This is a genomic window from Rhodoferax sp., assembly GCF_025354435.1.
In the GTDB taxonomy this organism is placed as follows: domain Bacteria; phylum Pseudomonadota; class Gammaproteobacteria; order Burkholderiales; family Burkholderiaceae_C; genus Rhodoferax_B.
This window is the reverse complement of the sequence record NZ_JANXMU010000072.1, coordinates 1-26,055: the sequence shown is the minus strand read 5'-3', so window position 1 is coordinate 26,055 and position 26,055 is coordinate 1. Positions and strand designations below refer to the sequence as shown.

General features: G+C 63.5%; 28 protein-coding genes, 1 pseudogene and 1 riboswitch. Of the genes and pseudogenes, 24 read left to right on the top strand and 5 right to left on the bottom strand.

The window, feature by feature from the left end; genetic code table 11:
- Window positions 1–141: 141 nt before the first annotated feature.
- From Q0T48_RS17940 to Q0T48_RS17930, 3 genes and pseudogenes are all read left to right on the top strand, one after another.
- Window positions 142–489 (top strand): annotated as a pseudogene (locus Q0T48_RS17940) (sugar phosphate isomerase/epimerase); the annotation flags it as partial.
- A gap of 10 nt (window positions 490–499) precedes the next feature.
- Entirely contained in the window at window positions 500–1,132 is a 633-nt protein-coding gene (locus tag Q0T48_RS17935) for a nucleoside/nucleotide kinase family protein (protein ID WP_295959088.1), read from the top strand.
- 19 nt (window positions 1,133–1,151) lie between these two features.
- A complete protein-coding gene (locus tag Q0T48_RS17930) occupies window positions 1,152–2,150 on the top strand; it encodes a hypothetical protein (protein WP_295959086.1) in 999 nt (332 codons plus the stop codon).
- Window positions 2,151–2,556: 406 nt separating this feature from the next.
- Here the strand turns inward: Q0T48_RS17930 and Q0T48_RS17925 are convergent, their stop codons facing one another.
- Entirely contained in the window at window positions 2,557–3,480 is a 924-nt protein-coding gene (locus Q0T48_RS17925; protein WP_295959083.1) for a LysR family transcriptional regulator, read from the bottom strand.
- 175 nt (window positions 3,481–3,655) lie between these two features.
- Here Q0T48_RS17925 and speB point away from each other — a divergent pair, with 175 nt between their 5' ends.
- The 18 genes from speB (at window position 3,656) to Q0T48_RS17835 (ending at window position 21,595) form a co-directional block, all read left to right on the top strand.
- On the top strand, window positions 3,656–4,567 hold the full coding sequence (gene speB / locus Q0T48_RS17920; RefSeq protein WP_295959094.1) for an agmatinase: 912 nt from the start codon (window positions 3,656–3,658) through the stop codon (window positions 4,565–4,567).
- 14 nt (window positions 4,568–4,581) lie between these two features.
- Complete coding sequence (locus tag Q0T48_RS17915) at window positions 4,582–5,457, top strand: TIM barrel protein (protein WP_295959080.1); 876 nt, start codon at window positions 4,582–4,584, stop codon at window positions 5,455–5,457.
- A 2-nt stretch (window positions 5,458–5,459) separates the two neighbouring features.
- The gene (locus Q0T48_RS17910) at window positions 5,460–6,527 is read left to right on the top strand and encodes a 2-oxoglutarate and iron-dependent oxygenase domain-containing protein (RefSeq protein ID WP_295959077.1); all 1,068 of its coding nucleotides are present in this window, start codon (window positions 5,460–5,462) and stop codon (window positions 6,525–6,527) included.
- A 44-nt stretch (window positions 6,528–6,571) separates the two neighbouring features.
- The gene (locus Q0T48_RS17905) at window positions 6,572–7,366 is read left to right on the top strand and encodes a transporter substrate-binding domain-containing protein (RefSeq protein WP_295959075.1); all 795 of its coding nucleotides are present in this window, start codon (window positions 6,572–6,574) and stop codon (window positions 7,364–7,366) included.
- A gap of 26 nt (window positions 7,367–7,392) precedes the next feature.
- Window positions 7,393–8,919, top strand: coding sequence for an amino acid ABC transporter permease/ATP-binding protein (locus Q0T48_RS17900; RefSeq protein ID WP_295959073.1), 1,527 nt, complete (start codon window positions 7,393–7,395; stop codon window positions 8,917–8,919).
- Window positions 8,916–9,656, top strand: coding sequence for a class II aldolase/adducin family protein (locus Q0T48_RS17895; protein ID WP_295959068.1), 741 nt, complete (start codon window positions 8,916–8,918; stop codon window positions 9,654–9,656). The genes Q0T48_RS17900 and Q0T48_RS17895 overlap by 4 nt, the downstream gene beginning before the upstream one ends.
- 130 nt (window positions 9,657–9,786) lie before the next feature.
- A riboswitch (cobalamin riboswitch) is annotated at window positions 9,787–10,022 on the top strand.
- Between the two features lie 198 nt (window positions 10,023–10,220).
- A complete protein-coding gene (locus tag Q0T48_RS17890; RefSeq protein WP_295959066.1) occupies window positions 10,221–11,510 on the top strand; it encodes a cobyrinate a,c-diamide synthase in 1,290 nt (429 codons plus the stop codon).
- Window positions 11,511–11,528: 18 nt separating this feature from the next.
- A complete protein-coding gene (cobO, locus tag Q0T48_RS17885; protein ID WP_295959063.1) occupies window positions 11,529–12,098 on the top strand; it encodes a cob(I)yrinic acid a,c-diamide adenosyltransferase in 570 nt (189 codons plus the stop codon).
- Window positions 12,099–12,109: 11 nt separating this feature from the next.
- The gene (cobW, locus tag Q0T48_RS17880; protein WP_295959060.1) at window positions 12,110–13,156 is read left to right on the top strand and encodes a cobalamin biosynthesis protein CobW; all 1,047 of its coding nucleotides are present in this window, start codon (window positions 12,110–12,112) and stop codon (window positions 13,154–13,156) included.
- A 309-nt stretch (window positions 13,157–13,465) separates the two neighbouring features.
- Complete coding sequence (gene cobN, locus Q0T48_RS17875; protein ID WP_295959057.1) at window positions 13,466–17,212, top strand: cobaltochelatase subunit CobN; 3,747 nt, start codon at window positions 13,466–13,468, stop codon at window positions 17,210–17,212.
- Window positions 17,213–17,214: 2 nt separating this feature from the next.
- A complete protein-coding gene (locus Q0T48_RS17870) occupies window positions 17,215–18,243 on the top strand; it encodes an ATP-binding protein (RefSeq protein ID WP_295959055.1) in 1,029 nt (342 codons plus the stop codon).
- A 59-nt stretch (window positions 18,244–18,302) separates the two neighbouring features.
- Window positions 18,303–18,920: a VWA domain-containing protein gene (locus tag Q0T48_RS17865; RefSeq protein WP_295959051.1), complete on the top strand. Its 618-nt coding sequence runs from the start codon at window positions 18,303–18,305 to the stop codon at window positions 18,918–18,920.
- 33 nt (window positions 18,921–18,953) lie between these two features.
- A complete protein-coding gene (locus Q0T48_RS17860) occupies window positions 18,954–19,352 on the top strand; it encodes a DUF1636 domain-containing protein (RefSeq protein ID WP_295959049.1) in 399 nt (132 codons plus the stop codon).
- A 65-nt stretch (window positions 19,353–19,417) separates the two neighbouring features.
- Window positions 19,418–19,603 (top strand): CbtB domain-containing protein, encoded by a 186-nt coding sequence (locus tag Q0T48_RS17855; RefSeq protein ID WP_295959047.1) that lies wholly within the window; start codon window positions 19,418–19,420, stop codon window positions 19,601–19,603.
- A 9-nt stretch (window positions 19,604–19,612) separates the two neighbouring features.
- The gene (locus tag Q0T48_RS17850; protein WP_295959044.1) at window positions 19,613–20,443 is read left to right on the top strand and encodes a CbtA family protein; all 831 of its coding nucleotides are present in this window, start codon (window positions 19,613–19,615) and stop codon (window positions 20,441–20,443) included.
- Window positions 20,444–20,617: 174 nt separating this feature from the next.
- Window positions 20,618–20,869 (top strand): type II toxin-antitoxin system CcdA family antitoxin, encoded by a 252-nt coding sequence (locus tag Q0T48_RS17845; protein WP_295959041.1) that lies wholly within the window; start codon window positions 20,618–20,620, stop codon window positions 20,867–20,869.
- On the top strand, window positions 20,869–21,243 hold the full coding sequence (locus tag Q0T48_RS17840) for a CcdB family protein (RefSeq protein ID WP_295959038.1): 375 nt from the start codon (window positions 20,869–20,871) through the stop codon (window positions 21,241–21,243). The genes Q0T48_RS17845 and Q0T48_RS17840 overlap by 1 nt, the downstream gene beginning before the upstream one ends.
- Before the next feature lie 220 nt (window positions 21,244–21,463).
- Window positions 21,464–21,595 carry a hypothetical protein gene (locus tag Q0T48_RS17835; protein WP_295959097.1) on the top strand — a complete coding sequence of 44 codons (132 nt, stop codon included), beginning with the start codon at window positions 21,464–21,466 and terminating at the stop codon, window positions 21,593–21,595.
- A gap of 99 nt (window positions 21,596–21,694) precedes the next feature.
- On the opposite strand, the gene Q0T48_RS17830 is transcribed toward Q0T48_RS17835, so the two are convergent.
- Window positions 21,695–22,624 (bottom strand): LysR family transcriptional regulator, encoded by a 930-nt coding sequence (locus Q0T48_RS17830; protein WP_295959036.1) that lies wholly within the window; start codon window positions 22,622–22,624, stop codon window positions 21,695–21,697.
- Window positions 22,625–22,749: 125 nt separating this feature from the next.
- Here Q0T48_RS17830 and Q0T48_RS17825 point away from each other — a divergent pair, with 125 nt between their 5' ends.
- The 3 genes from Q0T48_RS17825 (at window position 22,750) to Q0T48_RS17815 (ending at window position 24,856) form a co-directional block, all read left to right on the top strand.
- Window positions 22,750–23,502, top strand: coding sequence for an SDR family oxidoreductase (locus Q0T48_RS17825; protein ID WP_295959034.1), 753 nt, complete (start codon window positions 22,750–22,752; stop codon window positions 23,500–23,502).
- 161 nt (window positions 23,503–23,663) lie between these two features.
- Entirely contained in the window at window positions 23,664–24,338 is a 675-nt protein-coding gene (locus tag Q0T48_RS17820) for a glutathione S-transferase family protein (protein WP_295959091.1), read from the top strand.
- Window positions 24,339–24,394: 56 nt separating this feature from the next.
- Entirely contained in the window at window positions 24,395–24,856 is a 462-nt protein-coding gene (locus Q0T48_RS17815; RefSeq protein WP_295959032.1) for an isochorismatase family protein, read from the top strand.
- On the opposite strand, the gene Q0T48_RS22085 is transcribed toward Q0T48_RS17815, so the two are convergent.
- The 3 genes from Q0T48_RS22085 to Q0T48_RS22080 all read right to left on the bottom strand — a co-directional run.
- The gene (locus Q0T48_RS22085) at window positions 24,786–25,028 is read right to left on the bottom strand and encodes a helix-turn-helix transcriptional regulator (RefSeq protein ID WP_366888163.1); all 243 of its coding nucleotides are present in this window, start codon (window positions 25,026–25,028) and stop codon (window positions 24,786–24,788) included. The genes Q0T48_RS17815 and Q0T48_RS22085 overlap by 71 nt on opposite strands.
- 211 nt (window positions 25,029–25,239) lie before the next feature.
- The gene (locus Q0T48_RS17810) at window positions 25,240–25,725 is read right to left on the bottom strand and encodes an AraC family ligand binding domain-containing protein (RefSeq protein WP_295959029.1); all 486 of its coding nucleotides are present in this window, start codon (window positions 25,723–25,725) and stop codon (window positions 25,240–25,242) included.
- A gap of 227 nt (window positions 25,726–25,952) precedes the next feature.
- Window positions 25,953–26,055 (bottom strand): IS3 family transposase (locus Q0T48_RS22080; RefSeq protein ID WP_366887934.1); only part of this gene is annotated, 103 nt, incomplete at its 5' end.

Here is a 26,055-nt window from a genome sequence, read left to right as displayed (position 1 = left end):
TGCGGTGCTGGGCGAATCCCGCTTCTTGGTCGGCGGCCAGGGCCAGGGTGTGTTGCTTCATCTTTGTCGCCTTGTGAGGGATGACAATACCAATGCAAGTCACGCGCCAGGTCGGGACTTATTCAGCGTTGCCTTAACGCGCCAAACGTCAAGGTGCACCTGGACACCTACCACATGAACATCGAGGAAGCCGACTTCCTGCGCCCCGTACTGGCCTGTGGCGACCGCCTTGGCTATGTGCATATCGGCGAAAGCCACCGCGGCTACCTGGGCACCGGAACCATCAATTTCCCCGAGTTCTTCGCCGCCCTGGCTTCTATCAAATACCAGGGTGTCATCACCTTTGAGAGCTTCTCTTCGGCCGTGGTCGACCAAAACCTCTCTAACGCCTTGTCGGTGTGGCGCAATTTGTGGGGCGACGGCATGGATCTGGCCCAGCACGCGCGCAAGTTCATGGCCGACGGCATGACTGCCGCCCACGCCGCCTGATTCAGCTGCCATGGCACAACAAGATCTGAACCTGGCGCAATGCCTGCAGCGCATGCAGGCATTGCTGGCCCGCGACACGCGCACTCTGCTGGGCATCATCGGCCCGCCGGGTGCGGGTAAATCCACTTTGGCGCAGCAGCTGCACCAACTGGCACCCGAGCAGTCGCAGATCGTGCCGATGGACGGCTTTCATCTGGCAAACGTAGAACTGCAGCGCCTGGGCCGGGCCGGCCGCAAGGGCGCGCCCGATACCTTCGATAGCGATGGCTATGTGTCGCTGCTGCAGCGCCTGCGTCAGCAGCACGGCGAGCATATCGTTTACGCGCCCGACTTTCGCCGCGAGATCGAAGAGCCGATTGCCGGTGCAATACCCATTTTCCCGCGCGCCAAGCTGCTGATCGCCGAAGGCAACTACCTGACCCTGGAGCAGGGCGGCTGGGCACCGGTGGCCGGGCTGCTGGACGAGATCTGGTACGTGCAGGTCGACCCGGATCTGCGCCGGGAGCGTCTGGTGGCGCGCCACGTGCGTTTTGGTCGAAGCCCGCAGGCCGCAAGCGATTGGGTGCAAGGCACCGACGAGCCAAATGCGCGGCTGATCGAAGCCAGCCGACACCGGGCCCACTGCATCGTGCATCTGGAATAAACACCGAAGACAGAACGCTATGCACCCCCATCCCCAAACCGTCCCCGGCTGGCAGCTGCACTGGGCCCATGGCAGCGTGTCGGTACAAGCCCTCGGCGGTATGCTGGCGCCGCTGCAGTTCCGCTTCGCCGACGGGCAGACGGTGTCGCCGCTGCATGTCGCACCCTGGGGCCAGGCCGACGACGCGGCGCTGCCGGGAGTGCTTCGCAAACTACGCGGCGAATGGCCTTGCGTTCCCTTCGGCGCCAGCCGTCCTCCGCCAGGGCTACCGGCGGGTTGGCAAATGCAGAATGCAGACGATGCCTGGGACCATGGCTATACCTCGAACCACGAATGGCATCTGGTCGAGCAGACCGACACAACGCTCAGCATCGCCATCGACTACCCGCCCGGCCATGCCATCCGCAGGCTAGAGCGTGTTATTCGCCCTGACCCGAACGCTGCGTCGGTTGAGGTGGTGCTTACGGTATTTGCCCGAGCCACTACGCAGTTGCCGATAGCGCTGCATCCGACTTTTGTGGTACCGCCCGAAGGGGTGGAGCTGTTGCCGCCGTCGGCATCAAGCATCCATACCTATCCGGTGCCCACCGAGCCGCAGGTATCTCGTCTGCGCCCGAACACCTCCGGCACTACGCTATCGGCGATGCCCACAGACCACGGGCCGCTGGACTTTACCCGCCTGCCGTTGCCGTTCGCGACCGAGGAACTGATGCAGATGGTGGACTGTCAGCCACCGTTTCGGCTGCGCTATCCGCACGAAGCGGTGGAAGTGCAACTGGACTGGGACAGCCAGGCACTGCCGGATGTGATGGTCTGGATCAGCAATGGCGGCCGTGCGCACACGCCCTGGTCCGGCAGACACTACGCACTGGGCATCGAACCCATGAGTGGATTTTTTGACTTGGGTCGCGTGGTGTTGCCCACGGATGAACATCCATTGGCAAAAAACAAAGGAGTCGTGGTTGGGCCAAATCACCCATTCACTGTGAAATACGCCATCAGCGCAACGCAAATTTGAGGTTGTGGTTACTGCAGCAGCCGGTCTTATGGGTCAACGATAGGCCGCCTCCGTTCGTCGAACCCATACGCTGTTGAATTATTGCTACAAGAAATCTTTGAACCGCATCCACTGGAATTCGTATGGAGGGTGCGGAGTTTGATTTCTCGCCTGTTTCACCCCCTCAGCAATGGTGGGCTTCGAGACCATGGGGACAGCCCGTGCCAGCTGCCTTTCCTGCCCGCGCGGTGGCACAACCTCTCGGCCTTGGCGCTGCAACAAACGATGGGCTTGCGCCAGAGCCGGGACCGTCTATTTATCGGTGCGGCACTCGCCCGAGGGTTAAACAATCCGTCTTCAAGCTGCCGCAGCATCACTGCATGATTTGCTATGTAATAAATAGCTAGTTGTGTATGTGGGATATACGTTATAAGCCTAAATCATGTATATTTTTGGGCCGCTTCCCTACTACCTTTGCCGGCTGGAGTAGCTCGCGCATAGCCTGCAGCGGCAGCTCGCGGCTGCGGCCCCGGCGCAGGGCCAGCGAGAACTGCGACTGGTAGCCAAACTCGGCGGGCAGCAGCACCTTCAAACGCCCCTGGTCCACCCACGACTGGGCGTAGTGCTCGGGCAGGTAGCCCACGTAGCCGCCCGACAAAATCAGAATCAGCTGGGCCTCCATACTTTCCACCGTGGCCACGCTGCGCTTGAAGCCGTGGCGGCCCAGCTCGGTCTGGCTCCAGTAGCTGCGGCCCACCACGTTCAGCTCCGATACCACCGCGGGCAGGATGTGCCTTTGCGCAAAGCAGGGGTGGCGGTCGCTGCAGTACAGCCACTGCTGCTCGCGGTACAGCGGGTGGTAGACCAGTCCATTGGCCTTGGCCGGGAAGAAGCCTACGGCGATGTCCAGCTCGTTGTCCAGCACGCCTTTTTGCAGCTCGTAGGGGCTGCGGATCAGCAGGCTCAGGTGCATGCCGGGGAAGCGGCTGGAAAACACCCCGATGGCCTGGGCCAGCGGCAGTGACACATCGGTCACCGTGGTGTCGAGCACGCCCATCTTCAGCGTGCCGCCCAGCTCGCCCTTGAGCGACCGGGTGTACAGCTCAAAGCTGTCCAGCTCGCCCAGCACGCGCAAGGTTTCCGACAGCAGCAGCTCGCCCTTGGCGGTCAGCGCAAAGCCACCGCGCCCGCGCCGACACAGCGAGAAGCCCACATCGGCCTCCAGCTGCGTCATGTAGGTGCTGATGGCCGAGGTGGTCAGGTTTAGCTCCTGTTGCGCCTTGGCAAAACCCTGGTGGCGGGCCACGGCCGCAAAGATGCGCAACAGCTTGAGATCAGCACCTTGTGCCATGGGTAAACCCTGTGTATTAGTTATGGAAATGGGCAACTGATTATTTGTTTACTGCTATTTTTCCACAACCCGTAATAGCTAAAGTGCAGACCATTGCAGCACGCAGTCGTGTTGCCCCACGGAAAGGTTCTACAGCGTGTCTAAAGTTTTGCACCAACCCCAAAGCGGCAACGAAATGCCGCGGTTTGCCGGTCGCTCCACCATGATGCGGCTGCCCGCCATGGACAGCGCCGAGGGCCTGGATGCCGCCTTTATCGGCGTGCCGCTGGACATCGGCACCTCGCTGCGCGCAGGCACCCGGTTTGGCCCGCGCCAGATCCGTGCCGAATCCGTGATGATCCGCCCCTACAACATGGCCACCGGCGCGGCCCCGTTCGATTCGCTCAGCGTGGCCGATATCGGCGACGTGGCCATCAACACCTACAACCTGCTGGAGTCGGTGCGCATCATCGAAGACAGCTACATCCGGCTGATGGCCTACCCGGTGGTGCCCATGACCCTGGGCGGCGACCACACCATCACCCTGCCCATCCTGCGGGCCGTGGCGCGCAAGCACGGCCCGGTGGCGCTGGTGCACGTGGATGCCCACACCGACACCAACGAAGACATGTTTGGTGAAAAAATCGCCCACGGCACCACCTTCCGCCGGGCGGTGGAAGAAGGCCTGCTGGACTGCAAAAAAGTAGTGCAGATCGGCCAGCGCGCCCAGGGCTATGCGAGTGGCGACTTCCAATGGGGCGTGGACCAGGGCTTTCGCCTGGTGCAGGCCGAGCAGTGCTGGTACCAGTCGCTGGCCCCGTTGATGGCCGAGGTGCGGGCCCAGATCGGCGACACCCCCGTGTACCTGACCTTCGACATCGACGGCATCGACCCCGCCTGGGCCCCTGGTACCGGCACCCCCGAAGTGGGCGGCCTCACCTCCATCCAGGCGCTGGAAATCGTGCGCGGCTGCCGTGGGCTGAACATCGTGGGTTGCGACCTGGTCGAGGTATCGCCCCCGTATGACCTGAGCGGCAACACATCGCAACTGGCCGCGAACTTGCTTTATGAAATGCTGTGTGTGCTGCCCGGCGTGGCGTACCGCTAACCGAGGGCATCACCATGCAACTCGACATATTCAGATCCCTCTGGGGCTGGCAAGGCGACTGGGCCGCATGCGCAGCGCAACTGCGCGAAGCCGGGTGCGTGGGCGTGGAGGCCCGTGTGCCTTTCGATGCGCCAGGGCGGCTGGCCTTGCGCAACAGCCTGCAGGCCGAAGCCCTGGACTACATCGCCACGGTGTTTACCGGTGCCGACGTGATTCCGCGCCAGCAGGACGGCCCCGAGGTGCATTTGCAGCACCTGGCGCGGGCTTTCGACGCGGCGGCCGCGCTGTCGCCCCGCTTTGTGAACCTGCTGGCGGGTAACGACCGTTGGCCGCTGGCCCAGCAGGTGGACTTTCTGGGCCGGGCGCAAGCCTTGGCCGACAGCGTGGGCATGGCCTGCACCTTTGAAACCCACCGCGCCAGCTCGCTGTACAGCCCCTGGGTCACGCTGGACATCGTTCGCCAGTTGCCGCAGTTGCGCTACACCGCCGACATCAGCCACTGGGTGGTCGTGTGCGAACGCTTGCTGGACGACCCGCAAGACGACCTCAGCGCCTTCATCGACCGCGTCCACCACGTGCAAGCCCGCGTGGGCTACGCCCAAGGCCCGCAGGTACCGCACCCGGCGGCGCCCGAGTACGCGCCGGAGCTGGCCTTCCACCAGCGCGTCTGGGAATCGGTGTGGGCGCTGCACCTGCGCAAGGGCTACACCACCACCACGCTGACCCCCGAGTTCGGCCCCGACGGCTATATGCATTTGCTGCCCTACACCCGCAGCCCGGTGGCCGACCTGTGGCAAGTCAACCGCTGGATGGCGCTGGAACAGCGCCGGCATTTCCAGCGCTGGGCGCAACACAATATTTCCCAAACCCCCAACACGGCAGGACTCTGAGCATGCAACCCGGACCACGTAATTTCACGGCCTTGCCCGTCATCAACATCCGCGGCCTGCACAGCGACAGCCTGGCGCAGCGCCAGACGGTGGCCGATGCCCTGGGCCAGGCGGCGCGCGAGGTGGGCTTTTTCTACATCGTCGGCCACGGCATCGCCCCCCAGTTAGTGGCCGATCTGCGCCACGCCAGCCGCATGCTGTTCGTCCAGCAGATGGAGTGGAAGATGCGTTACTACATCGGCGACTCCTGGGGCCACAAAGGCTATGTGCCCGAGGGTGAAGAGGTGTATTCCAAAGGCCGCCCCGACCACAAGGAGGCCTTCGACATCGGCTTCGATGCGCCCGACGACCACCCGCTGGTGCTGGCCGGTACGCCCCTGATCGGCAACAACAAATGGCCCGACCTGCCAGGCTTCAAAGAGGCCGTGGCCCGCTACTACGCCGCCGTGTTTGCGCTGGGGCGGCAGCTGTTCCGTGGCTTTGCGCTGTCGCTGGGCCAGCCGGAAGATTTCTTTGAGGCCATGGTGACCTGCCCGCCGTCGAAGCTGCGGTTGATCCACTACCCCGTGGACACCGAGGCGGTGGATGCGCCTGGCATTGGCGCGCACACCGACTACGAGTGCTTCACCCTGCTGCTGGCCGACCAGCCGGGCCTGGAAGTAATGAATGACCAGGGCGTGTGGGTCGATGCGCCGCCGTATGCCGAAGACGGTGAAGAAGCCTTCGTTATCAACATCGGCGACATGCTGGAGGTGATGACCGCCGGTGCCTTCCCCGCCACCTCGCACCGGGTGCGCAAGGTGCAGCACGAGCGCTATTCGTTCCCGCTGTTTTTTGCCTGCGACTACCACACCCGCATCCGCCCGCTGCCGCAGTTTGCCCGTGCCGAGGCCCATTCCGATGCTTCAAGCTACGAAGAGCTGTCGATTGGCGAGCACATGTATGCCCAGGCCCAGCAGACCTACCAGTACCTGAAACGCAAGGTCGAGGCGGGCGAGATCGCGCTGCCCCAGGGCGCACTGAAGCCCGGCAGCTTTGGCCACATGAAGACCGCGGCACCGACGGTTTGAAGATTTTTTTGTTTCCTGTCCATCCACCTCTAGGAGTTATTCCCATGCTGAAAACCACCCGCATTTCTTTCATTGGCGCAGCCCTGGCGGCCTTGCTGCCCGTGGCCGCCATGGCCCAAACCATAGCCCCTGGCCAGCTCAAGGTCGGCATGGAAATCACCTACCCCCCGTTTGAATCGTGGCAGGGCGACAAGGTGGTGGGTTTTGACCCCGATGTGTCTGACATGCTGGGCCGCGTCATCAAGGCCAAGCCCGCGTTTGTGGACACCAAGTTCCCCAGCCTGATTTTGGGCCTGGGCAGCGGCCAGTTTGATGCCGTGATCTCGGGCATGTACATCACCCCGGAGCGCACCGCCCAGGCCGATGCCATTGCCTACGCCCGCACCGGTGCCTTCATCATGGTGGCCAAAGACGGCGGCGTCAGCCCCAAGACGGAGCAAGACTTGTGCGGTATGAAGGTCGGCCTGCAAGCCGGTACCAGCTGGGTCAAGGCACTGGCCAAGCTATCTACCGAATACTGCGTGCCCAATGGCAAGCCCGCCGTGGCCGTGAGCGAATTCCCCACCGCCCCCGAGGCATCGCAGGCCCTGCTGTCGAAGAACATCCAGGCCCAGCTGGAAATCGCCGGTGCCGCCAAAATGCTGGCCGAACGCAGCAAGGCCCGCATCGTCATCAGCTCGCCTGCCTTGGTGTACCCACAAACCCTGGGCATCTACGTGAAGAAGGGCAACACCGCGCTGTACCAGGCGCTGGAAAAGGCCCTGGCCGCAGCGCAAGCCAATGGCGAGTACGCAGCCCTCATTGCCAAGTACGAACTTGAGCCGGTTGCTGCCAAGTAATTAGCCCCGCCACCAGGAGCATCTGCATGGAATTAGATTGGTCGTATTTCTGGTCCTTGTTTTCCATGGGGATCTTCTGGAGGGCGTGTGTGACGGTGGTCGAGCTGGGCTCGCTGTCCTGGGTGCTGGGCATGGTGCTGGGCTTTTTCCTGGCCTGCGCGCGCATTTCTACCACCCGCTGGATCAGTGCGCTGGCGGGGGTCTACATCTGGCTGTTCCGCAGCGTGCCGCTGCTGGTGCTGGTGGTGTTTGTGTTCAACCTGCCGCAGATCTTTCCGATGAGCCGCAGCGTCATCGGCGAGCCGTTTTTTGCCGGGCTGGTCGCCATGGTGCTGACCGAAGCCGCCTACATGGCCGAGATCCACCGCGGTGGCCTGTTGTCAGTGGCGCGCGGCCAGCGCGAGGCGGGCCGCGCGCTGGCCTTTGGCCGCTTCGGGGCCATGCGGCTGATCGTGGTGCCGCAGGCCTTTCGCATCGCGCTGCCCACGCTGATCAATGAATATGTCACCATCATCAAGCTGACCTCGCTGGTGTCGGTGATCTCGCTGCCCGAGCTGCTGATGACCGGGCTGCGCCTGTATTCGCAAAACTTTCTGGTGATGGAAACCCTGCTGGGCGTGGCGGTGTACTACGTGATGCTGGTCACCATCTTCAGCACGCTGCTGGGCTGGGTCGAGAAAAAGCTGGACCTGCAAAAGCGCCACCCCACCACGCTGGATGATGCGGCCTGCGCCAGCCTGCGCACGTCCTTGGGCGGCCCGGTGGCCCTGCACCCCGTGGCGGCGGCCTCCGGCCAGCCTGCGGCCCTGGAGTTGCGCAACATCCACAAAGCCTACGGCAGCCATGAGGTGCTCAAGGGCGTGCACCTCCAGGTGGGTGCGGGCGAGGTGATCTCCATCATCGGCCCGTCGGGTTCGGGCAAAACCTCGCTGATCCGCACCATCAACGGGCTGGAGTTCATCGACCAAGGCGAGATCATTCTGTTTGGCGAAAGCTACATCCACGCCCACGAGCCGCTGGACAGTAGCCGGGTGCGCACAGGCATACGCCGTATCGGCATGGCCTTCCAGAGCTTCAACCTGTTTCCCCACCTCAGCGTGCTGGACAACGTGCTGCTGGCCCCGCGCTACCACGCCCAGCCTGCCGATGCGGCCGTGCGCCAAACGCAAGCGCTGCAACTGCTCGACAAGGTCGGCCTGTTGGCCCACCAGCACAAATACCCGCACCAGCTCTCGGGCGGCCAGCAGCAGCGCGTGGCGATTGCCCGCGCCCTGGCCATGGAACCTGACGTGATGCTGTTTGACGAACCCACCTCGGCCCTGGACCCCGAGCTGGTCGGCGAGGTGCTGAAGGTCATCCAGGACCTGGCGCAAGAGGGCATGACCATGGTCATCGTGACCCACGAAATGGACTTTGCGTTGGCCATCTCCAACCGCGTGCTGTTCATGGAAAACGGTCTGATCCAGCTCGATGCCGCGCCGCAGCAGATCCAGCAGCCCGATGCACCCGATGCGACGACCCAGCGCGTGCGCCGTTTCATGGGGTTGGAATGATGGCCAGCGATGAAGCCACCCTGCGCCGTGACCTAGCAGCCGCTTACCGTCTGGTAGCGCTGTTCGGATGGGACGACACGCTCTACACCCATTTCTCGGCCCGGCTGCCATCCGACGGCGGGCCGGAGCGGTTTCTTATCAATCCGTTTGGTCGCCTGTTCGAGGAAGTCCGCGCCAGCGACCTGCTGGTGGTGGACATGCCGGGCCGCGTGCTCTCCGGAAGTGCCGACTACAACGTGGCGGGCTTCACGGTGCACAGCGCCGTGCACGGCGGTCGCGCCGATGCCCACTGCGTCATCCACACCCACACCCTGGCGGGCATGGCCGTGGCGGCCTGCGAGGGCGGGCTGCTGCAACTGAACCAGATCAGCACCGAGTTCTATGGCCGGGTGGGCGTGCATGCCTACGAGGGCGTGGCCTTTGACCTGGGCGAGCGCGTGCGCATCCAGCAGGCGCTGGGCAACCATATTGCGCTGGTGCTGCGCCACCATGGCCTGCTGTCGGTGGGCAGCACCGTGGCCGATGCGTTTTGCGTCATGTACTACCTGAACCGTGCCTGCGAAATCCAGCTGGCCGCCAGCCAGTTGGCCGCGACTGCCGGGCCCGTGGCCGAAATCCCGCGCCATCTGAGCCAGCATGCCTGCGAGCAGTTGCAAAGCGTGGAACACGAGCGGCAGATCCTGTGGCAAGCCTGGCTGCGCAAGCTGGACCGCATCGACCCGTCGTACCGAGACTGAAGTTTTAAAAATAGATGCCAAATAGGCGTCTAGCGCTTAATCATATTGCACGAGTAGCTATGGAAAGAATAGTGTGGTAAGTGCTTGCACAGGCGCGCTGCGTTTGGGCTCCACGACCCCTAGCTGCTACACTCAAAACACGTTATCAGGTGTCCCCAAGTCTTTGGTCTGGGGATTAAACGGGAAGTCGGTGCGGCAGTGTTCATCCAGAACATGCCAATCCCCACGCTGCCCCCGCAACGGTAAACGAGTCAAAGCGAGGCCTCATGCCACTGTGCAACGTATTGCATGGGAAGGCGGCCCCGCAGAAGAGTTCGCACTTTTCACTCGCGAGCCCGGAGACCGGCCTGGTAACCTAAGCGTGACTTTGCGGCGGGCAGAGATCAGCAGGCCACCACGCATTCCTATCCAGACACACGTCCGGGTGCGTCCCGCCTCCTGATCCTTTTCTCCCCCCCAGTCACACCGTTCCAACTGTCGCGCGGCGGGCGTGTAGGGGTAGACCATTCACTATTTAATTAATAGCTACTGGTGTAGATGCTATCTACGCTTGAGGGCTATTTGATGCCTAAAACCTGCGATGCACTGCTGGTGGCTGCGCCTGCGTCCGGCCAAGGTAAAACCACGGTGACTGCTGCATTGGCCGCCTGGCACCGCAGCCAGGGCCGCCGGGTGCGCGTGTTCAAAACCGGCCCCGACTTTCTGGACCCCATGATTCTGGAGCGTGCCAGCGGCCATCCCGTGTACCAGCTCGACCTGTGGATGGGCGGTGAGGCCCACTGCCGGGCGCTGCTGCACGCCGCGGCGCTGGAGTCCGACGTGATCTTGGTCGAAGGCGTGATGGGCCTGTTTGACGGCACGCCCAGCAGCGCTGATCTGGCCTACGCCCTAGGCCTGCCGGTGTTGGCGGTGATCGATGGCTCGGCCATGGCGCAGACCTTTGGTGCCATAGCGCACGGCCTGTCCACCTTCCGCTCGGGCCTGCAGTTTGCCGGGGTGCTGGCCAACCGCGTCGGCGGCGCCAGCCACGCGCAGATGCTGAAAGACAGCCTGCCCGCAGGTCTGCGCTGGTTTGGCGCCATGCCGCGCTCTGCCGAATTCGCGCTGCCCGAGCGGCACCTGGGCTTGGTGCAGGCTGCCGAAGTGGCGCAACTGGACGAACGTATCGCTCTGGCGGCTCAGGCCATCGGGCCTAGCGTCGAAGGCATGGTCAGCCCGGTGCGGTTTGAACCCAGCCCGGTAGAAGCCGCGCCCCAACTGCTGGCCGGTGTGCGCATCGCTGTGGCACGCGATGCCGCTTTCTCCTTCTTGTACGCCGCTAATTTGGATACCTTGCGATCGCTGGGGGCCGAACTGGTATTCTTCTCGCCGCTGGCCGATGCCCAGTTGCCCGACGCGCACAGTCTCTATTTACCCGGCGGCTACCCCGAGCTGCACCTCGACACCCTGTACGCCAACCAGCCCATGCGCGCCGCCATCCACGCCCACCACGCAGCGGCCAAGCCCATCGTGGCCGAGTGCGGCGGCATGCTGGCACTGCTGGACAGCCTGGCGGGCCATGACGGCATCCCTGTGCCCATGTGGGGCCTGCTGCCCGGCACCGGGGCGCTGCAAAAACGCTTCGTCAACCTGGGCATGCACGCCGCCCAATTGCCCGAGGGGCGGCTGCGCGGCCACAGCTTCCACCATGCGCGCATGGACACCACTTTGTCCGCCACGGCCTTCACCGAGCCGCAGCGCGAACGCAGCCACGCCGAGCCGGTGTTCCGCTGCGGGCGGCTGCACGCCTCGTTCATGCACCTGTACTTTCCGTCCAACCCTCATGCCGTGGCCAAGCTGTTTGCGCCGGGCTGATTTACAAAGACACTCTCCATGGAAATCGAATCCCCACCGCTGCTGCGCGACACCCCCAAGCCCCAGGGTGAACGGCGTGGTCTGGTCATCGTGCACACCGGTACCGGCAAGGGCAAGAGTACGGCCGCCTTTGGGCTGGCACTGCGCGCCCATGGCCGTGGCAAGGCGGTCAAGGTCTACCAGTTCATGAAGGTGCCCACTGCACGCTTTGGCGAGCACCGCTTGTTCGAGCAGCTGGGCATCCCCATCGTCGGTCTCGGCGATGGCTTCAGCTGGAAGAGCCGCGACCTCGACCATTCCGCTGAGTTGGCCCAGGCCGGTTGGGCCCAGGCCGAAGCCACGGTGCGGGCGGGCGAACACTTCATGGTGGTGCTGGACGAGATCATGTACCCGCTGCGCTACGGCTGGATCGCGCTGGAGCCCGTGCTGGCCTGCCTGCGCGAACGCCCACCCCATGTGCATGTGGTGCTGACCGGCCGTGGCGCGCCGGCCGAAATGGTCGAGCTGGCCGACACCGTGACCGAGATGACATTGATCAAACACCATTTCAAAGCCGGTGTCCCCGCCCAGCGCGGAATCGAAGACTGAAAGAAAACACAATGCAAACCCGAAAAATCCCCGCCACCATCGTCACCGGCTTCCTCGGTAGCGGCAAGACCACGCTCCTGCGCAACCTGCTGACCAACGCCCAAGGCCGCCGCATTGCCGTCATCGTCAATGAGTTTGGCGAGCTGGGCATCGACGGCGAGTTGCTGCGCGGCTGCGGCATTGGCTGCGACGAAAACGGAGTGGAAAACGGCCAACTGTTCGAGCTGGCCAACGGCTGCCTGTGCTGCACGGTCCAGGAAGAATTTGCCCCAGTGATGGAGCAACTGGCCGCCCGCCGCGACCAGATCGACTACCTGGTCATCGAGACCTCGGGCCTGGCCCTGCCCAAGCCGCTGGTGCAAGCCTTCCAGTGGCCCGCGCTGCGCAATGCCTTCACCGTGGACGCGGTGATCACCGTGGTGGACGCGCCCGCCGTGGCGGCTGGCGACTTTGCTGATGACCCGGTGGCCGTGGATGCCCAGCGCCGCGCCGACGACAACCTGGACCACGATTCCCCTCTGCACGAACTGTTTGAAGACCAGTTGGCCACGGCCGACCTGGTCATCGTGCACAAGGTAGACGGCATGGATGCCGCCGCACTCGAAGCCGTAGAAGCCACCATCCGCGCAGAAGCCCCCGCCGGTGTGAAGCTGGTGCGCGCATCGCACGGCCAAGTAGCGATGGACGTGCTGCTGGGCCTGGAGCGTGCGGTAGAAGACGTGATCGACGCCCGTAAAACCCACCACGACGCAGAAGAAGACCACGACCACGATGCCTTTGACTCGGTGTCGGTTGCGCTGAACGTGACCGACCGCGCCAAGCTGCTTACCGCCCTGGCCGCCCTGGTGCAGCGCCATGAGATCTACCGCGTCAAAGGCTTTGTGGCCATGCCTGGGGCTGCGATGCGGCTGGTGGTGCAGGGCGTAGGGCAGCGGTTTGACAGCTATTTCGACCGCGCTTGGCGTGCAGACGAGCCGCGTGTGACGCGCCTGGTGCTGATTGGGGACCACCTGGATGCGAATGTGTTGCAGGGCGAGTTGCAGGCGGCTTTGGGCTGATGCACGCTAGCCTTTGCCTTTTGGGGTGGACGCAGGCCGACGGGGCACTCTGCTCCGCGGCTGTCCTCCGCCCTGCGGGCTCCTCCTTTATGCCGCTGCGCAGAGCACCCCATCGACCAACGCCTGTTGAGTTTCGGCTTGTTCAACCGCTACACAAGCCGCATGCTGGTTTCCGTAGAGGGTGGTGTGGGTGGCGCAGCGAAATAAAGGAGGAGCAGCCGGCCCTAGGCCGCTGCGGGGGACATTCGCGGAGCTACCCACACCGCCCTCTACGGCGCGCCCCTACCGTCCAACAAGTGAAGTAAAAACATGCACCTACTCTCCACCCGCCCCGGCGGCCATGTTGAAGACGATGGCCTGGGCGTGGTGCGCGTGGAACAAACGCCGGGCGACATCGTGGTCCTCACCGTGGCCGACACCACGCTGTCCTTGCTGGCCGAAGTCGCCAGCGGCCTGCCGGATGACTTTCCCCGCGTGCGCCTGGCCAACCTGATGTGGCTGCGCCAGCCCGCGTCGATCGATATGTACATGGACGATGTGCTGCGCCACGCCAAGGCTATCGTCATCGAGCACCTGGGCAGCCCCAGCGACTGGGCCTATATCGTGGACCAGGTGTGCGCATCCGCCCAGGCGCGTGGCCAGTGGCTGGTAATGGTGTCGGGCGAATGTGTGGAAGACGCACAACTCCTGCTGCGCAGCACCGCCAGCCAAGACGACTGCACCCACCTCTGGCGCTGCCTGCGCGAAGGCGGGCGCGACAACGCCAAGAATTTCTTCCAGCTGATCGCCCACTCCGCATTCGGCCAGGGCGAGCGCCCCGCACCCGCTGCGGTGCTGCCCGCCGCCATGCCCTACGCACCCGCCGTGCCCTTGGCCCCCTGGCGTGCTGGCGCACCCGTGGGCCTGCTGGTGTTTTACAAAGCGCATTTGCAGGCGGGCAACACGGCCGCGTTCGATGCCATGCTGGCCGCGCTGGCCAACGAGGGCCTCAACACCCTGGCCGTGGCGCTGGATTCGCTCAAAAACCCTGGCAGCATGGCGCTGCTGCATGCACTAGCCCTTGAGCACAAGGTGGACGTGGTGCTCAACGCCACCAGCTTTGCCGTTGGGGCGATAGACGGTAACGACGATGCCGCCCAGCCCGTGCTGCTGGCAGGCGATGCCCCCGTGCTGCAGCTCATCACCGCGGGCTGCTCGCAAGCCCAATGGCAAGACGACCCGCACGGCCTTACCCCGCGCGACCTGGCCATGCAAATCGTGCTGCCCGAGGTGGATGGCCGCATCGGTACCCGGCCCATCAGCTTCAAGGGCCTGGCCTGGCGCTGCGAGCGCGCCGAGATCGACGTGGTGCGCTACCAGCCTGAGCAAGAACGTATAGCCTTTGTGGCTGCTCTCGCTCGTCGCTGGTGCACCTTGCGCTATAAAAAAAGTAGTGAGAAGCGTATAGCCTTGGTGTTGGCCAATTACCCCAACGACGACTCCCGCCTGGCCAATGGCGTGGGCCTGGACACCCCCGCATCCACCGTCGTCATCCTGCAAGCCCTGCTGGCCGCAGGCTACGCCACCGGCGATGTGCCACAGAGTAGCGACGCGCTGATGGCCGACTTGGTGCGCGGCATCACCAACAAACTGGATGCCAACGACGACCGTCCCGCAGGCCAAAGCCTGGCCATGGCCGATTACCTGCAAGACTTTGCCGCCCTTCCTCTAGAAAGCCAGGCCGCCATCAACACCCTTTGGGGCCTGCCAGCGCAGGACCCGCTGGTGCGCGCGGGCCGCTTCATGGTGTCGGGCCAGCGCTACGGCAATGTGTTTGTGGGCAACCAGCCCGCACGCGGGCGCGACCTGGACCTGGTCGCCACCTACCACGATGCCGACCTGGTGCCCACCCACAACTACCTAGCCTTTTACTTTTGGCTGCGCCGCGCCTACGCGGTGGATGCGGTGGTGCACGTGGGCAAGCACGGCAACCTGGAATGGCTGCCCGGCAAAAGCGTGGCGCTGGGGGCGGCCTGCTGGCCCGATGCCATCCTTGGCCCGCTGCCGCATTTGTACCCCTTCATCGTCAACGATCCCGGCGAGGGCGCGCAGGCCAAGCGCCGCACCCAGGCCGTCATCATCGATCACCTCATGCCCGCCATGACCCGGGCCGAAACCTATGGGCCCTTGCAGCAGCTCGAAGGCCGCATGGACGAGTACTACGAGGCCCTGTCGCTCGACCCGCGCCGCGCCAAGCTGCTGCGCGCCAGCATTTTGGAGAAGGTGCTGGCAGACGGACTGCATGCCGAGCTGGGCTTTACCCCACCCACCGACGACACGCAGCGCGAGGCGTTGCTGCGCCGTCTGGATGCCTACCTGTGCGAAATCAAGGAATCGCAAATCCGCGACGGCCTGCATATCTTTGGCCAGTCCCCCACCGGCCGCCAGCGGGTGGACACGCTGGTCGCCCTGGCCCGCTACCCCGGCGGCGCGGGTGCCGCGCAAGGTAGCCTGACGGTCGCCTTGGCGCACGACCTGGGCCTGCAAGACTTCGATGCCCTCAGCCCCGACTGGGCCACACCCTGGACCGGCGAGCGTCCGCCGGTTCTGCAAGCCCTGAGCACCGACCCCTGGCGCCATGCGGGCCATACCCGCGAGCGGCTAGAGTTGCTGGCCGTGCAACTGGTGCAAGACGGCACAGCGCTTGCGCCAGAGGCTTGGCCCCACACCGCCCAGGTGCTGGAGCGCCTGCACGCCACACTCGCTCCGCGTCTGGATGCCTGTGGCCCCAACGAGATCGGCCAGTTGCTGCGCGGGCTGGACGGGCGCTTTATCCCCCCCGGCCCCAGCGGCGCACCGTCGCGCGGCAGGCCGGATGTGCTGCCCACCGGGCGCAACTTTTACTCGGTGGACACGCGCGCCATCCCCACCCAAACCGCCTACGCCATGGGAGCCAAGGGCGCAGACCGGGTGGTGGAGCGGCACCTGCAAGACCACGGCGCGTACCCTACGGCCGTGGGCCTGTCGGTCTGGGGCACCAGCACCATGCGCACCGGCGGTGAAGATGTGGCCCAGGCCTTCTCGCTGCTGGGTGTGCGGCCCAAGTGGGCACCGGGCAGCAACCGGGTGGTGGACATCGAAGTCATGCCCATGACCGTGCTGGGCCGCCCGCGCGTGGACGTGACGCTGCGCGTCTCCGGCTTCTTCCGCGATGCGTTTCCCAATGTGATCGACCTGTTCGACACCGCTGTGCGCGCCGTGGCCGCCATCAGCGCCGAGGACGAGCCGGACGATGTCAACCCCATCCGCGCAAGGGTGCAGGCCGAGATGGCCGTCCAGGCAGATGAGCGCGCCGCCACCTGGCGTGTGTTCGGCCCCCGGCCCGGCGGCTACGGTGCGGGCTTGCAGGCCAACATCGCCAGCGGCCAGTGGACCGAGCGTTCCGAGTTGGCCGAGTCCTACCTGCGCGCCGGTGCCTTTGCCTACGGCCAAGACGCGCACGGCACTGCCGCGCCCGAGGCGTTCGCCCAGCGCATCGCTGGGCTGGACGCGGTGCTGCACAACCAGGACAACCGCGAGCACGACATTCTGGATTCCGGCGACTACTACCAGTTCATGGGCGGCATGGCCGCGGCGGTAGAGCACCTGAGCGGCACGCCCGCGGCGCTGTACCACGGCGACTTCAGCGTGCCCGGCGCGCCGCGCATCCGCACGCTGGGCGAAGAGGTGGCCCGCGTGGTGCGCTCCCGCGCGGTGAATCCCAAGTGGCTGGACGGCATCAAGCGCCACGGCTACAAGGGCGCTTTCGAGATCGCCGCCACGGTCGATTTTTTGTTTGCTTTTGATGCCACCACCGGCGTGGTGGGCGACCACCAGTACGCGCTGGTAGCCGATGCCTATGTGCACGACGATGCCACCCGCGACTTTCTGCAGCAACACAACCCGGGTGCTCTGCGCAGCATCGGCGAGCGCCTGCTCGAAGCCATGGACCGCGGCCTGTGGGCCGAGCCCGGCGACCAGCGCGAACGCATAACAGACCACCTGCTGGCGCTGGAAAACCATTTGGAAGCATCCTGACCATGAATCCTTTGCAAGCAGCCACCCGCGTGGCATTTCCTTTCACCGCCCTAGTCGGCCAGCCGCTGCTGCAGCGTGCGTTACTGCTGGTGGCCATCGACCCGCGCATCGGCGGCGTGCTGGTCAGCGGCCCGCGCGGCACGGCCAAATCCACGGCAGCGCGCGCACTGGCGGCCCTGCTGCCAGATGCACCGTTTGTGACATTGCCGCTGGCGGCCAGCCTGGAGCAACTGGTGGGCACGTTGAATGTGGAAGATGCCCTGCGCGCGGGCCAACTGCGCCTGGCCCCCGGCCTGGTGGCGCGCGCCCACCACGGCGTGCTGTACGTGGACGAGGTCAACCTGCTGCCCGATGCGCTGGTAGACGCGCTGCTGGATGTCGCCGCCAGCGGTGTCAACACCGTCGAGCGCGACGGCATCTCGCAGCAGCACGCCGCCCGTTTCGCGCTGGTGGGCACGATGAACCCCGAAGAAGGCGAACTGCGGCCCCAACTGGTGGACCGCTTTGGCCTGTCTGTCGTGCTGGGCAACCCGTTGGACCCGCAGCAGCGGCTGGACATTTTGCGTACCCGCCTGGCCTTCGACGAAGACCCGCGTGCGCTGCTGTCAGCGCACGCGGACCAGTTGGCGACCTTGGCGGCCACCGTGGTCGTAGCGCAGTCTGCCTTGCCCCATCTGGCCTGGCCGGATGCCGTGCTGCAACACGCCGCCGCGCTGGCCTTGGCCGCCGGTGTCGATGGCATGCGTGCCGACTTGGTGATGCTGCGCGCCGCCCGGGCTCTAGCCGCCCTGGAAGGCCGCGATGCCGTGACCCCGCAGGACGTGGATGCCGTGGCAGAACTCGCGTTGGCGCACCGCCGCACGGTGGAGCCATTGGCCAACGACAGCAGTAGCCCACAGCCCGAAGCAACACGCGCATCCAACGCCATCCCACAGAGCGATTCTGGCGATTGGGGCGCACTGCCACCACAACAACCCACACCCACCACCCGGGTGCTGTCCCCAGGAGCCTGGCCCGCAAAAAAAGCCTGAGCCACCGCATCCACCAGCCGCCCCCATCGGCTGGCAGTGTGCGGTGGCGCAACCCCACCATGCAGACACCACCTTCTCTGAAACCGGCCGTGAAAACGCTGGGCGACAGCCCCGCGATTGCCTGGCTGCGCACCCTGCTGGCCAAAGGCCCGCGCGCCTTGCAGCGCGAGCACCTGCGCTACCGGCCTCAGGCCGCAGCCGCACCGCGCCTGCACCTCATCGTGCTGGACACCTCGGGTTCGATGCGCCGGGGGGGCCGTCTGGCCTTGGCCAAAGGCCATGCCGCTCGTTTGATTGAGCTGGCGGCACGGGTTGGCGACCATGTGGGCCTGCTGTGTTTTGGCGGCAGCAGTGTGGAGCTGGTGCTGCCCCCCGGCCCGGCCCGGGCCGCCGGTGCGGCACGGGTACGCCAATGTGGCGGTGGCGGCGGCACGCCGCTGCGGCAGGCACTGGCCGTGGCGAATACCTTGTTGGCGCAGGCCCGCAGGCGCAGCAGCACAGGCCCCGCCTGGCTGTGGCTGCTCACCGATGGCCGCACGCTGGAGCAGCCCGGTGCACCCACCGGCGTGGAGCACGCCGTGGTGATGGATTTCGACGACCGTACACCTGCCATCGGTCGCTGCGCCGCCTGGGCCGCACGCTGGGGCGCGGAATACCGCCTGGCCAGTGCCAGCTGATTTTTAATGACTACGCAAAGACACACCCATCGCATGACCGAACCTGTTTTTTTACCCCCGGTGACCGAGCTCATCATCTGCACCACCTGCCGACCCGCCGGAGTCTCGCGCGCTGTGCCCGCTGCAGGCGAGGCGCTGCTGGAAGCCGTGCAGGTAGCGGCCTGGGACCTGGACGCTGCCCAGCAAGCCCGCATCCGCGTGCGCGGCCTGGCCTGCATGAGCGGCTGCTCCAGGGCCTGTACCGTGGCGCTGCAGGCACCGGGCAAGTACACCTATTACTTTGGCGACCTGGTCGCCGATGATGTGACCGCCGCCGAGGTACTGGCCTGCGCCCAGTTGCACGCCATGAGTGCCGACGGTAACCTGCTGCGCAAGGAGCGGCCCGAGCGCCTGCGCAGCGGCATCCTGGCGCGCCTGCCTGCGCTGGCATAGCTTTTCCGTAATGCATCCATCATCCCGTGGCTGCACGGTTTTTTGTTTTTTAAAAGGAGCTTCTTATGTACCCGTCCACCACCACCGAACTGCCCCGCACCTCCAGCGCGGTGCGAGGCCTCTTGTTGCAGCTTGCCGCCGGTGCTGCCCTCGGCATGGTCGTGCTGTACGGCGTGGCCTTTGCCGAGAGCCCGCTGATGCACAACGCCGCGCACGACGTGCGCCACATCACCGTCAAGCCTTGCCACTGAAAGCACACCATGATTTTTCAACGCTTGATCTGGGCGGCGCTGGCCACCGCCGTGGTGGTGGGCAGCGTGCAAACCGGTGTGCAGCACCTGCAGGCCGCCCCGCTGATTCTGGCCGCCGAGGTCTTTGAATCGCAAAAGGCCGAAGCCCCTGAACCCGTGGCTCCTGCCACCCATGTGCATGCCGAAGCGGCAGCCCATGGACACGACCACGCCCACGACCACGCTGTCGCCCCCGAATGGGAGCCCGAAAACGGCCTGGAGCGCATCGGCTGGACCTGGATGGCCAACACCTTGCACGCCTTCAGCATGGCACTGCTGGTGTTTGCAGTGATGGGTGTCTGCCTGTGGCGCGGCGCATCCCTGCGCGCGCTGCCGCTGGCCCTGTGGACGGCAGCCGCCGGTTGGCTGGTGTTCCACTTCTGGCCGTCCCTGGGCCTGCATGCCGAGATACCCGGCATGGATGCCGCCCGCCTGGGCTCGCGCCAAGGCTGGTGGCTACTGGCCGCCGTGAGCGCGGCGCTGGCCTGTGCGTCGATCGCCGGTTTGCGCAGCCCCCTGCGCTGGGCCGCTGCCGTTGCCTGGCTGGCCTTGCCCTACGTGGTGGGCGCGCCGCACATCAGCACCGACCCCCTGGCTGGCTTTGGCCCCGAAGCCCAAACCGCCTTGCGCCAACTCGGCACCCAGTTCATCTGGGCCACCACCTGGATCTCGCTGTCGTTCTGGGCCAGCATGGGCCTGTTGGGTGGCTTGGCGTTCCAGCGCTGGGTGCAGCCGGGGTTGTTGGTGGTTTTGAAGGGTGTGGGCGTGGCGGATGCGGGGGCGGTAGGCTCGGCTCGGTAGGCGGGGTGCTTGCCATACCCAATTTGAGTTGGAACAACCCCAAATTGGGTATTTAAGCCAAATCGGCCTTCAGCGCTTGTTCTATCGGCGTAAGCAGCTATGAATAGAGTAGCAATTGCGTTGCTGCAATCTATGCGCATAATATGCGCATAGATTCAACACCTGGAGCCCACCATGCTGGCTATAGCCTCTGCCCCTATTCGCAAACGCGCGGTCAACCTGACCTTGAATGAAGGTTTGGTCGCACAGGCCAAGACCTACACCAGCAACCTCTCCGCCACCATGGAAGAGTTGCTGGCGGTCTACGTGGCCCAGCAACAGCAAACTCGCCTATCGCGCCAGCAGCAGGCGGATGCGGTGGCCACGGATTGGAATGCCGTGCATGCCGCCTTGGGTTCATTTGCGGATGAGCACTCCACACTGTAATGGCCCAGTTTGATGTTCACCGCAACAAAGGCGCGCTGAAGGAATCTATCCCTTTTGTGGTGCTTGTCCAGTCTTCCCTGTTTGACCGCTACCGCCGGCGCATGGTGGTGCCGCTGGTGCGCCGCAGCGAACTACCCGGGAATACGGCCACAGCGGGCTCCCGCATGAATCCTGTGTTTGAAGTGGAGGGCGTGCCAGTGGTGCTGCATCCGCTGGACATGGTTTCGTTGGCGCTGGACCAGCTTGGGGGACATGTCACATCACTGGCTGAGCATGGGCAGGCTATTGCCGATGCGCTGGATGAGTTGCTGACGCGGTCCTGGGGGATTAGATCGATAGTCGGCAAAAGGCTGGTTGCTGCCGCTCAGAATTAGCGCCGCAGCGACTGCATGGACAAATAGCGGACATCCGAAAAATCCGCGAGTGAAAGCCAATCACGGGGACCGGCTTGTGCATTCGACATGTCAGCGTTTGCCGAGTCGCCTCGACGCTGGCGCGCATTCGCTTGCTCGAAGTCAAGCGCTTCAACTGGAACCAGCCACTCCACCGACAGTACCCACAGATGCCCACAGCCCCAGATTGCTATTGGAGAAGTTGACACGGTTCAGCAGCACCTGGGTCGTGGCCGCCACCCGCAACCGCTACTTCGTCCCTGGCCAGTGGGCAGGGCACATCGTCAGCACTCGCGTCTACCGCGAACATGTCGATGCAGCGGACGCCGCGTAGGCCACCAGCATCCATCCCGCACAACGTACAAACAGTCGCCTTTTCGTCATCGACCCATCCGGTGTTGGACGGCGGAGAGGTGAAGACAGCGGAAGCCCCTTATCGCACCAGAGGCCGCTCATGGGGGACGTTGAGTGCCGGAACCTTCGAAAACGCTTCGGCGATGAAATCCATGAAGACGATGGCCCGCTTCGGAAGAAGCCTGTTTGCCACATAAATGATTTGTATCGGCACAGGTGGGGCATCATATTCTGTCAGCAGCAATTGCAAATTACCGTTCTTCAGCCCGTCTTCGAACAACCATTCCGGGCCAAGGCCGACCCCTAGCCCCGCGTTGACAGATTCGCGTGCGGCCTCGGGTGAGCTGACCCGAAGCCTGCCTGTGACCGGAACTTCGATATCCCTGAAACGCCAGGTGGCACCAGACGACAGCAGGGTGTAGACCACGCAATCGTGCCCGCGTAGATCGTCGGGAGTAGCGGGGACTCCACGTTTGGCCAGATATCCTTTGCTGGCAACGCACACGCGTTTGAACAAACCTATGCGGCGCGCGCGTAGTGCGCTGTCTTCCAAATGCCCGATCCGAATCGCGAGTTCAGCCCCCTCATCGACCAGATTCACATAGCGGTCATTGGTCTGGAGGTCCAGTGTCAATCCTGGATAGCGCTCCAGGAATGCGGGCAGATGCGGCAGCACAAATGCATAGCTCAGTGCGGTTGGACAGGCGACACGCAGCAAGCCGGAGGGGTCTACGTTCTCCCTGAAAGACGACTCTGATTCGTCCACGGCATCAAGAATTCGCCGCGCCTCCGCGTAGTAGCGTTCCCCTTCTGGCGTGAGGGCAAGCTTGCGCGTCGACCGGTGCAGCAGCCGGGTTTGCAGACGGTCTTCCAGTGCCGCCACATAGCGGCTGACGTTCGGTTGTCCCAAGCCCAAGTCGCGGCCTGCAGCGGAGAAGCTGCCCGTCTCTACAGCACGGGCGAAGCATGTCATCAATAAGAACCGGTCCACGCAAAATCCTTTATTCATGCAATTGAAGCATGAAATATATTAAAATATACGATCTTATCCAATTATTTGCATGAATGCATAGTTCTCCCCACGGCAGGTTAGCCAAGGTTGGTTGGCCCCGAATCATCTACAGGAGAACTTTTATGTCCCGCTTGCAAGGCAAACGTACACTCATCACCGGCGGCACCAGTGGCATTGGCCTGGAAACGGCCAAGCAGTTCCTCGCCGAAGGCGCACGCGTCATCGTCACCGGCGTCAATCCGGATTCCATCGCAAAGGCCCAGGCGGAACTGGGTAGCGAGGTTCTGGTACTGCGCGCTGACTCAGCCAGTGTGGCCGCGCAGACGGCGTTGGCGCAAGCCGTCCAGGCCCACTATGGCCAGCTCGACATCGCCTTTCTCAACGCCGGCGTCTCGGTTTGGATGCCGATCGAAGCGTGGACGGAAGAAATGTTCGATCGCTCGTTCGACATCAACGTCAAGGGGCCGTACTTTCTGATCCAGGCTTTACTGCCTGTTTTCGCGAGCCCCGCATCGGTGGTACTGAATACGTCGATCAATGCGCACGTCGGCGCGGCGAATTCGTCGGTTTATGCCGCGACCAAGGCTGCGTTTCTGAACCTGTCGAAGACGCTTTCGAGCGAACTGCTCGGACGCGGCATTCGCGTCAACGCCGTGAGCCCTGGCCCCGTCGAAACGCCGCTGTACGACAAGCTCGGCATTCCCGATGCCTACCGTGCGCAGGCCAACAAGGACATCGCCGCAACTATTCCGTTCGGCCGCTTCGGCACACCGGAAGAAGTCGCCAAGGCGGTGCTGTACCTGGCTTCCGACGAGTCCCGCTGGACGGTCGGCTCCGAAATCATCGTTGACGGCGGTCGCACGCTGAACGGCTGATTGCAGACGACACCTGAAGGAGCGCTCTCATGCCGACTCCTTCTGCCAGCCTTTGGGCTATCACCCTCGGCAGGATTTCTCGAAGCCACACGGGTAAATCAGCCGCGATGCGCCCGCCCCCCATGCGTGGGGTGGGCTTCATGTTTACAGGGAGCATTCCGATGCCACAAACGCAATTGACACTCGTCAGCCACCCGCTTTGCCCGTTCGTTCAACGGGCGGAGATCGTCCTTCTGGAAAAGGGCGTGCCGTTCGACAGGATCGACGTCGATCTCGCGATCAAGCCGGACTGGTTTCTGGCGCTTTCGCCGACCGGCAAGGTGCCACTGCTCAAGGTAAGCCAGGCGGATGGGCCGGATGCTGTGCTCTTCGAAAGCATGGTGATCTGCGAGTACCTTGAGGAATCTCAGGCCGGCGTAGGGCTGTATCCAGTCGATGCGCTGTCCCGTGCCCGGCAGCGGGGCTGGATCGAGTTTGGCACGGCGACCCTCGCCGAGGCCTGGCAGTTCCTCAACGCCAAGGACCGCCCGACCGCAGATGCAAAGCGGGCGGCGTTCCAGGGCAGGCTCCAACAGCTGGAAGCGGTGCTCGTGGAAGGGCCCTATTTCGGTGGTGCCGCCTTCGGCATGGTCGACGCAGTGTTCGCGCCCGTTTTCCGCTATTTCGACATTTTCGATCCGACGGTGTCGCAGCCGATCTTCGAGAACCTTCCACGCGTCACAGCGTGGCGGACGGCGCTGGCAGGACGACAAAGCGTCGCCGCCGCGGTGGCAGGAGACTATGCCGAGCGCTTCCATCAGCACCTTCGCCAGCACCAGGTGCTCCTCGCGCACTGACTGCTGATCGCGACCTCAACAACTGAAACATTGTTTGAGAATAAGGAAGCCTACCAATGAACAAGCTTCCCGACAGCAATCCCACTCGCCAAAGCGCGCTGATCCTCATCGAATACCAGAACGACTGGGTGACACCCACCGGCAGCATCAATCCGCAGTTCCAGGATCGCGAACAGTTCGACACTTCGGTCGCGAACTCTGCGAAGGTCCTGGCCGAGGCCCGTCGTCGCAACATGGAAGTGATCCACGTCACCATGGCATTGGAGCCGACCTACAAGGTCCTTGGGCAAGGCAAGTACGGGCTGCGCGCGATGATGCCCGCACACAAGTACTTCCTTGGCGATCAGACAGATTTTTTTCCCGGCTTCGAGCCTAGAGCGGGAGAGTATGTGAAGCGTCAAGTGGATTTCGACGCTGGCTGCGCTGCCTTACGCAACAGCACCCGTTTCATCCATGCCCATTCGCAGATCGGAATTGCTGAGGCGTCACTCCTGAGATGCGCCGAAAGAATTTACTGAAATGCGTGGCCTCGTTGAAGCCGAGATGATCGGCAATAACCCCGACAGGCCACTCGGTGTGTATCAGTAGACGCTTCGCCTCCAGACCAAGCCGTCTTGAGACATATTCCTTGGCACTGATGCCTTCGGCGTCCAGGGCCGCTCGTGTGAGGCTTCTCTCGGTGCACCCCATTTCACTCGCGTAAGTAGCGATGCTTTTCCATTCGACGAAATGCTGCTCTACCAAGTCTTTGAAATGATGGAAACGCCTCAGCGTCGGCCGCCTCCGCTGATCTTCCAGCTGCTTGTCTGTGTAGGAAATGGCAATCCATGAAACCAGCGCATAAAAGCCATATCGCAGATGAGACTGCATGTCCTCGACAAATTCTGCGCGTCGGCCTGGGTCATTCCGCGAATGCATCTGGGATGCTTTCGTCAATGTAAGCAGCGTCCTGCCTCATCCATTGGATGGCGGATTCTGCACGCTCCAGGCCTTTAGCATCGATGTGAACGCGCGCCGGAAAGCGCTCTATATCGAATCCCAAGCGAATGTCCTCACGCGATGACGCGAGCCAAAGAAAATCCGGACGCACCAACAGAATCCAGCCATCCCAATATTCGCTCTCTCCAAAGTTATGCGCTTGCCCAGGACGGACCATGAGCAGGCTTCCAGCCGCGCCTAAGCAGGGCTCGAAGTCCAGCATTTGATTGCACTGACCTTCGGTCACGAGTATCAGCATGTAGAAGGTATAGCCGTACGTCCGGCGCATGCCTTCCCGGCTCGTCCTTCGGCGCAAGTCTGAGACTCGGAACACCTCCAGGCCATAGGGGTACGAACCTTCGGGCAGATAACGAATTTCCTGGGCCTGTTTCCTTGATATTTCCGTCATTTCATTGACTCCCTGCAACAGCCAGGTCGAGCGTTGCCACGACTACAGTTGTCCGAAAAGTACCAGAGAAATGCAATTTCTGCCTTTATATCTTGATCAAAGTGCGAAAAAATATCATTTTCTTAGACATAAGGGAATAGCAATGAGTAGCAACCTTCAAAAGGTCACGCAGGAAGTGTTTGAGTTGGAGTGACCTTGCCCCTGGAATCCGTATCCCATAACCGAGCTCATGAGTTGGCTTGCTTGGGCTGATTCGCAAGCCAGTTCTGCTCGAACTGCACCGGGCTGACATAGTCCAGCGTCGAATGCAGTCGAGTCCGGTTATACCAA

Bases quoted from the DNA above. Each gene is read 5' to 3' on its own strand.
- Q0T48_RS17930 (WP_295959086.1), top strand. From the start codon at position 1,152: ATGCACCCCCATCCCCAAACCGTCCCCGGCTGGCAGCTGCACTGGGCC.
- Q0T48_RS17840 (WP_295959038.1), top strand. From the start codon at position 20,869: ATGGCCCAGTTTGATGTTCACCGCAACAAAGGCGCGCTGAAGGAATCT.
- Q0T48_RS17830 (WP_295959036.1), bottom strand. From the start codon at position 22,624: ATGAATAAAGGATTTTGCGTGGACCGGTTCTTATTGATGACATGCTTC.
- Q0T48_RS17925 (WP_295959083.1), bottom strand. From the start codon at position 3,480: ATGGCACAAGGTGCTGATCTCAAGCTGTTGCGCATCTTTGCGGCCGTG.
- Q0T48_RS17905 (WP_295959075.1), top strand. From the start codon at position 6,572: ATGCTGAAAACCACCCGCATTTCTTTCATTGGCGCAGCCCTGGCGGCC.
- Q0T48_RS17845 (WP_295959041.1), top strand. From the start codon at position 20,618: ATGCTGGCTATAGCCTCTGCCCCTATTCGCAAACGCGCGGTCAACCTG.
- Q0T48_RS17860 (WP_295959049.1), top strand. From the start codon at position 18,954: ATGACCGAACCTGTTTTTTTACCCCCGGTGACCGAGCTCATCATCTGC.
- Q0T48_RS17810 (WP_295959029.1), bottom strand. From the start codon at position 25,725: ATGACGGAAATATCAAGGAAACAGGCCCAGGAAATTCGTTATCTGCCC.
- Q0T48_RS17935 (WP_295959088.1), top strand. From the start codon at position 500: ATGGCACAACAAGATCTGAACCTGGCGCAATGCCTGCAGCGCATGCAG.
- Q0T48_RS17815 (WP_295959032.1), top strand. From the start codon at position 24,395: ATGAACAAGCTTCCCGACAGCAATCCCACTCGCCAAAGCGCGCTGATC.
- Q0T48_RS17900 (WP_295959073.1), top strand. From the start codon at position 7,393: ATGGAATTAGATTGGTCGTATTTCTGGTCCTTGTTTTCCATGGGGATC.
- Q0T48_RS17825 (WP_295959034.1), top strand. From the start codon at position 22,750: ATGTCCCGCTTGCAAGGCAAACGTACACTCATCACCGGCGGCACCAGT.
- cobW (WP_295959060.1), top strand. From the start codon at position 12,110: ATGCAAACCCGAAAAATCCCCGCCACCATCGTCACCGGCTTCCTCGGT.
- Q0T48_RS17895 (WP_295959068.1), top strand. From the start codon at position 8,916: ATGATGGCCAGCGATGAAGCCACCCTGCGCCGTGACCTAGCAGCCGCT.
- speB (WP_295959094.1), top strand. From the start codon at position 3,656: ATGCCGCGGTTTGCCGGTCGCTCCACCATGATGCGGCTGCCCGCCATG.
- Q0T48_RS17870 (WP_295959055.1), top strand. From the start codon at position 17,215: ATGAATCCTTTGCAAGCAGCCACCCGCGTGGCATTTCCTTTCACCGCC.
- Q0T48_RS17890 (WP_295959066.1), top strand. From the start codon at position 10,221: ATGCCTAAAACCTGCGATGCACTGCTGGTGGCTGCGCCTGCGTCCGGC.
- Q0T48_RS17910 (WP_295959077.1), top strand. From the start codon at position 5,460: ATGCAACCCGGACCACGTAATTTCACGGCCTTGCCCGTCATCAACATC.
- cobN (WP_295959057.1), top strand. From the start codon at position 13,466: ATGCACCTACTCTCCACCCGCCCCGGCGGCCATGTTGAAGACGATGGC.
- Q0T48_RS17865 (WP_295959051.1), top strand. From the start codon at position 18,303: ATGCAGACACCACCTTCTCTGAAACCGGCCGTGAAAACGCTGGGCGAC.
- Q0T48_RS17820 (WP_295959091.1), top strand. From the start codon at position 23,664: ATGCCACAAACGCAATTGACACTCGTCAGCCACCCGCTTTGCCCGTTC.
- Q0T48_RS22085 (WP_366888163.1), bottom strand. From the start codon at position 25,028: ATGGGGTGCACCGAGAGAAGCCTCACACGAGCGGCCCTGGACGCCGAA.
- cobO (WP_295959063.1), top strand. From the start codon at position 11,529: ATGGAAATCGAATCCCCACCGCTGCTGCGCGACACCCCCAAGCCCCAG.
- Q0T48_RS17850 (WP_295959044.1), top strand. From the start codon at position 19,613: ATGATTTTTCAACGCTTGATCTGGGCGGCGCTGGCCACCGCCGTGGTG.
- Q0T48_RS17915 (WP_295959080.1), top strand. From the start codon at position 4,582: ATGCAACTCGACATATTCAGATCCCTCTGGGGCTGGCAAGGCGACTGG.
- Q0T48_RS17855 (WP_295959047.1), top strand. From the start codon at position 19,418: ATGTACCCGTCCACCACCACCGAACTGCCCCGCACCTCCAGCGCGGTG.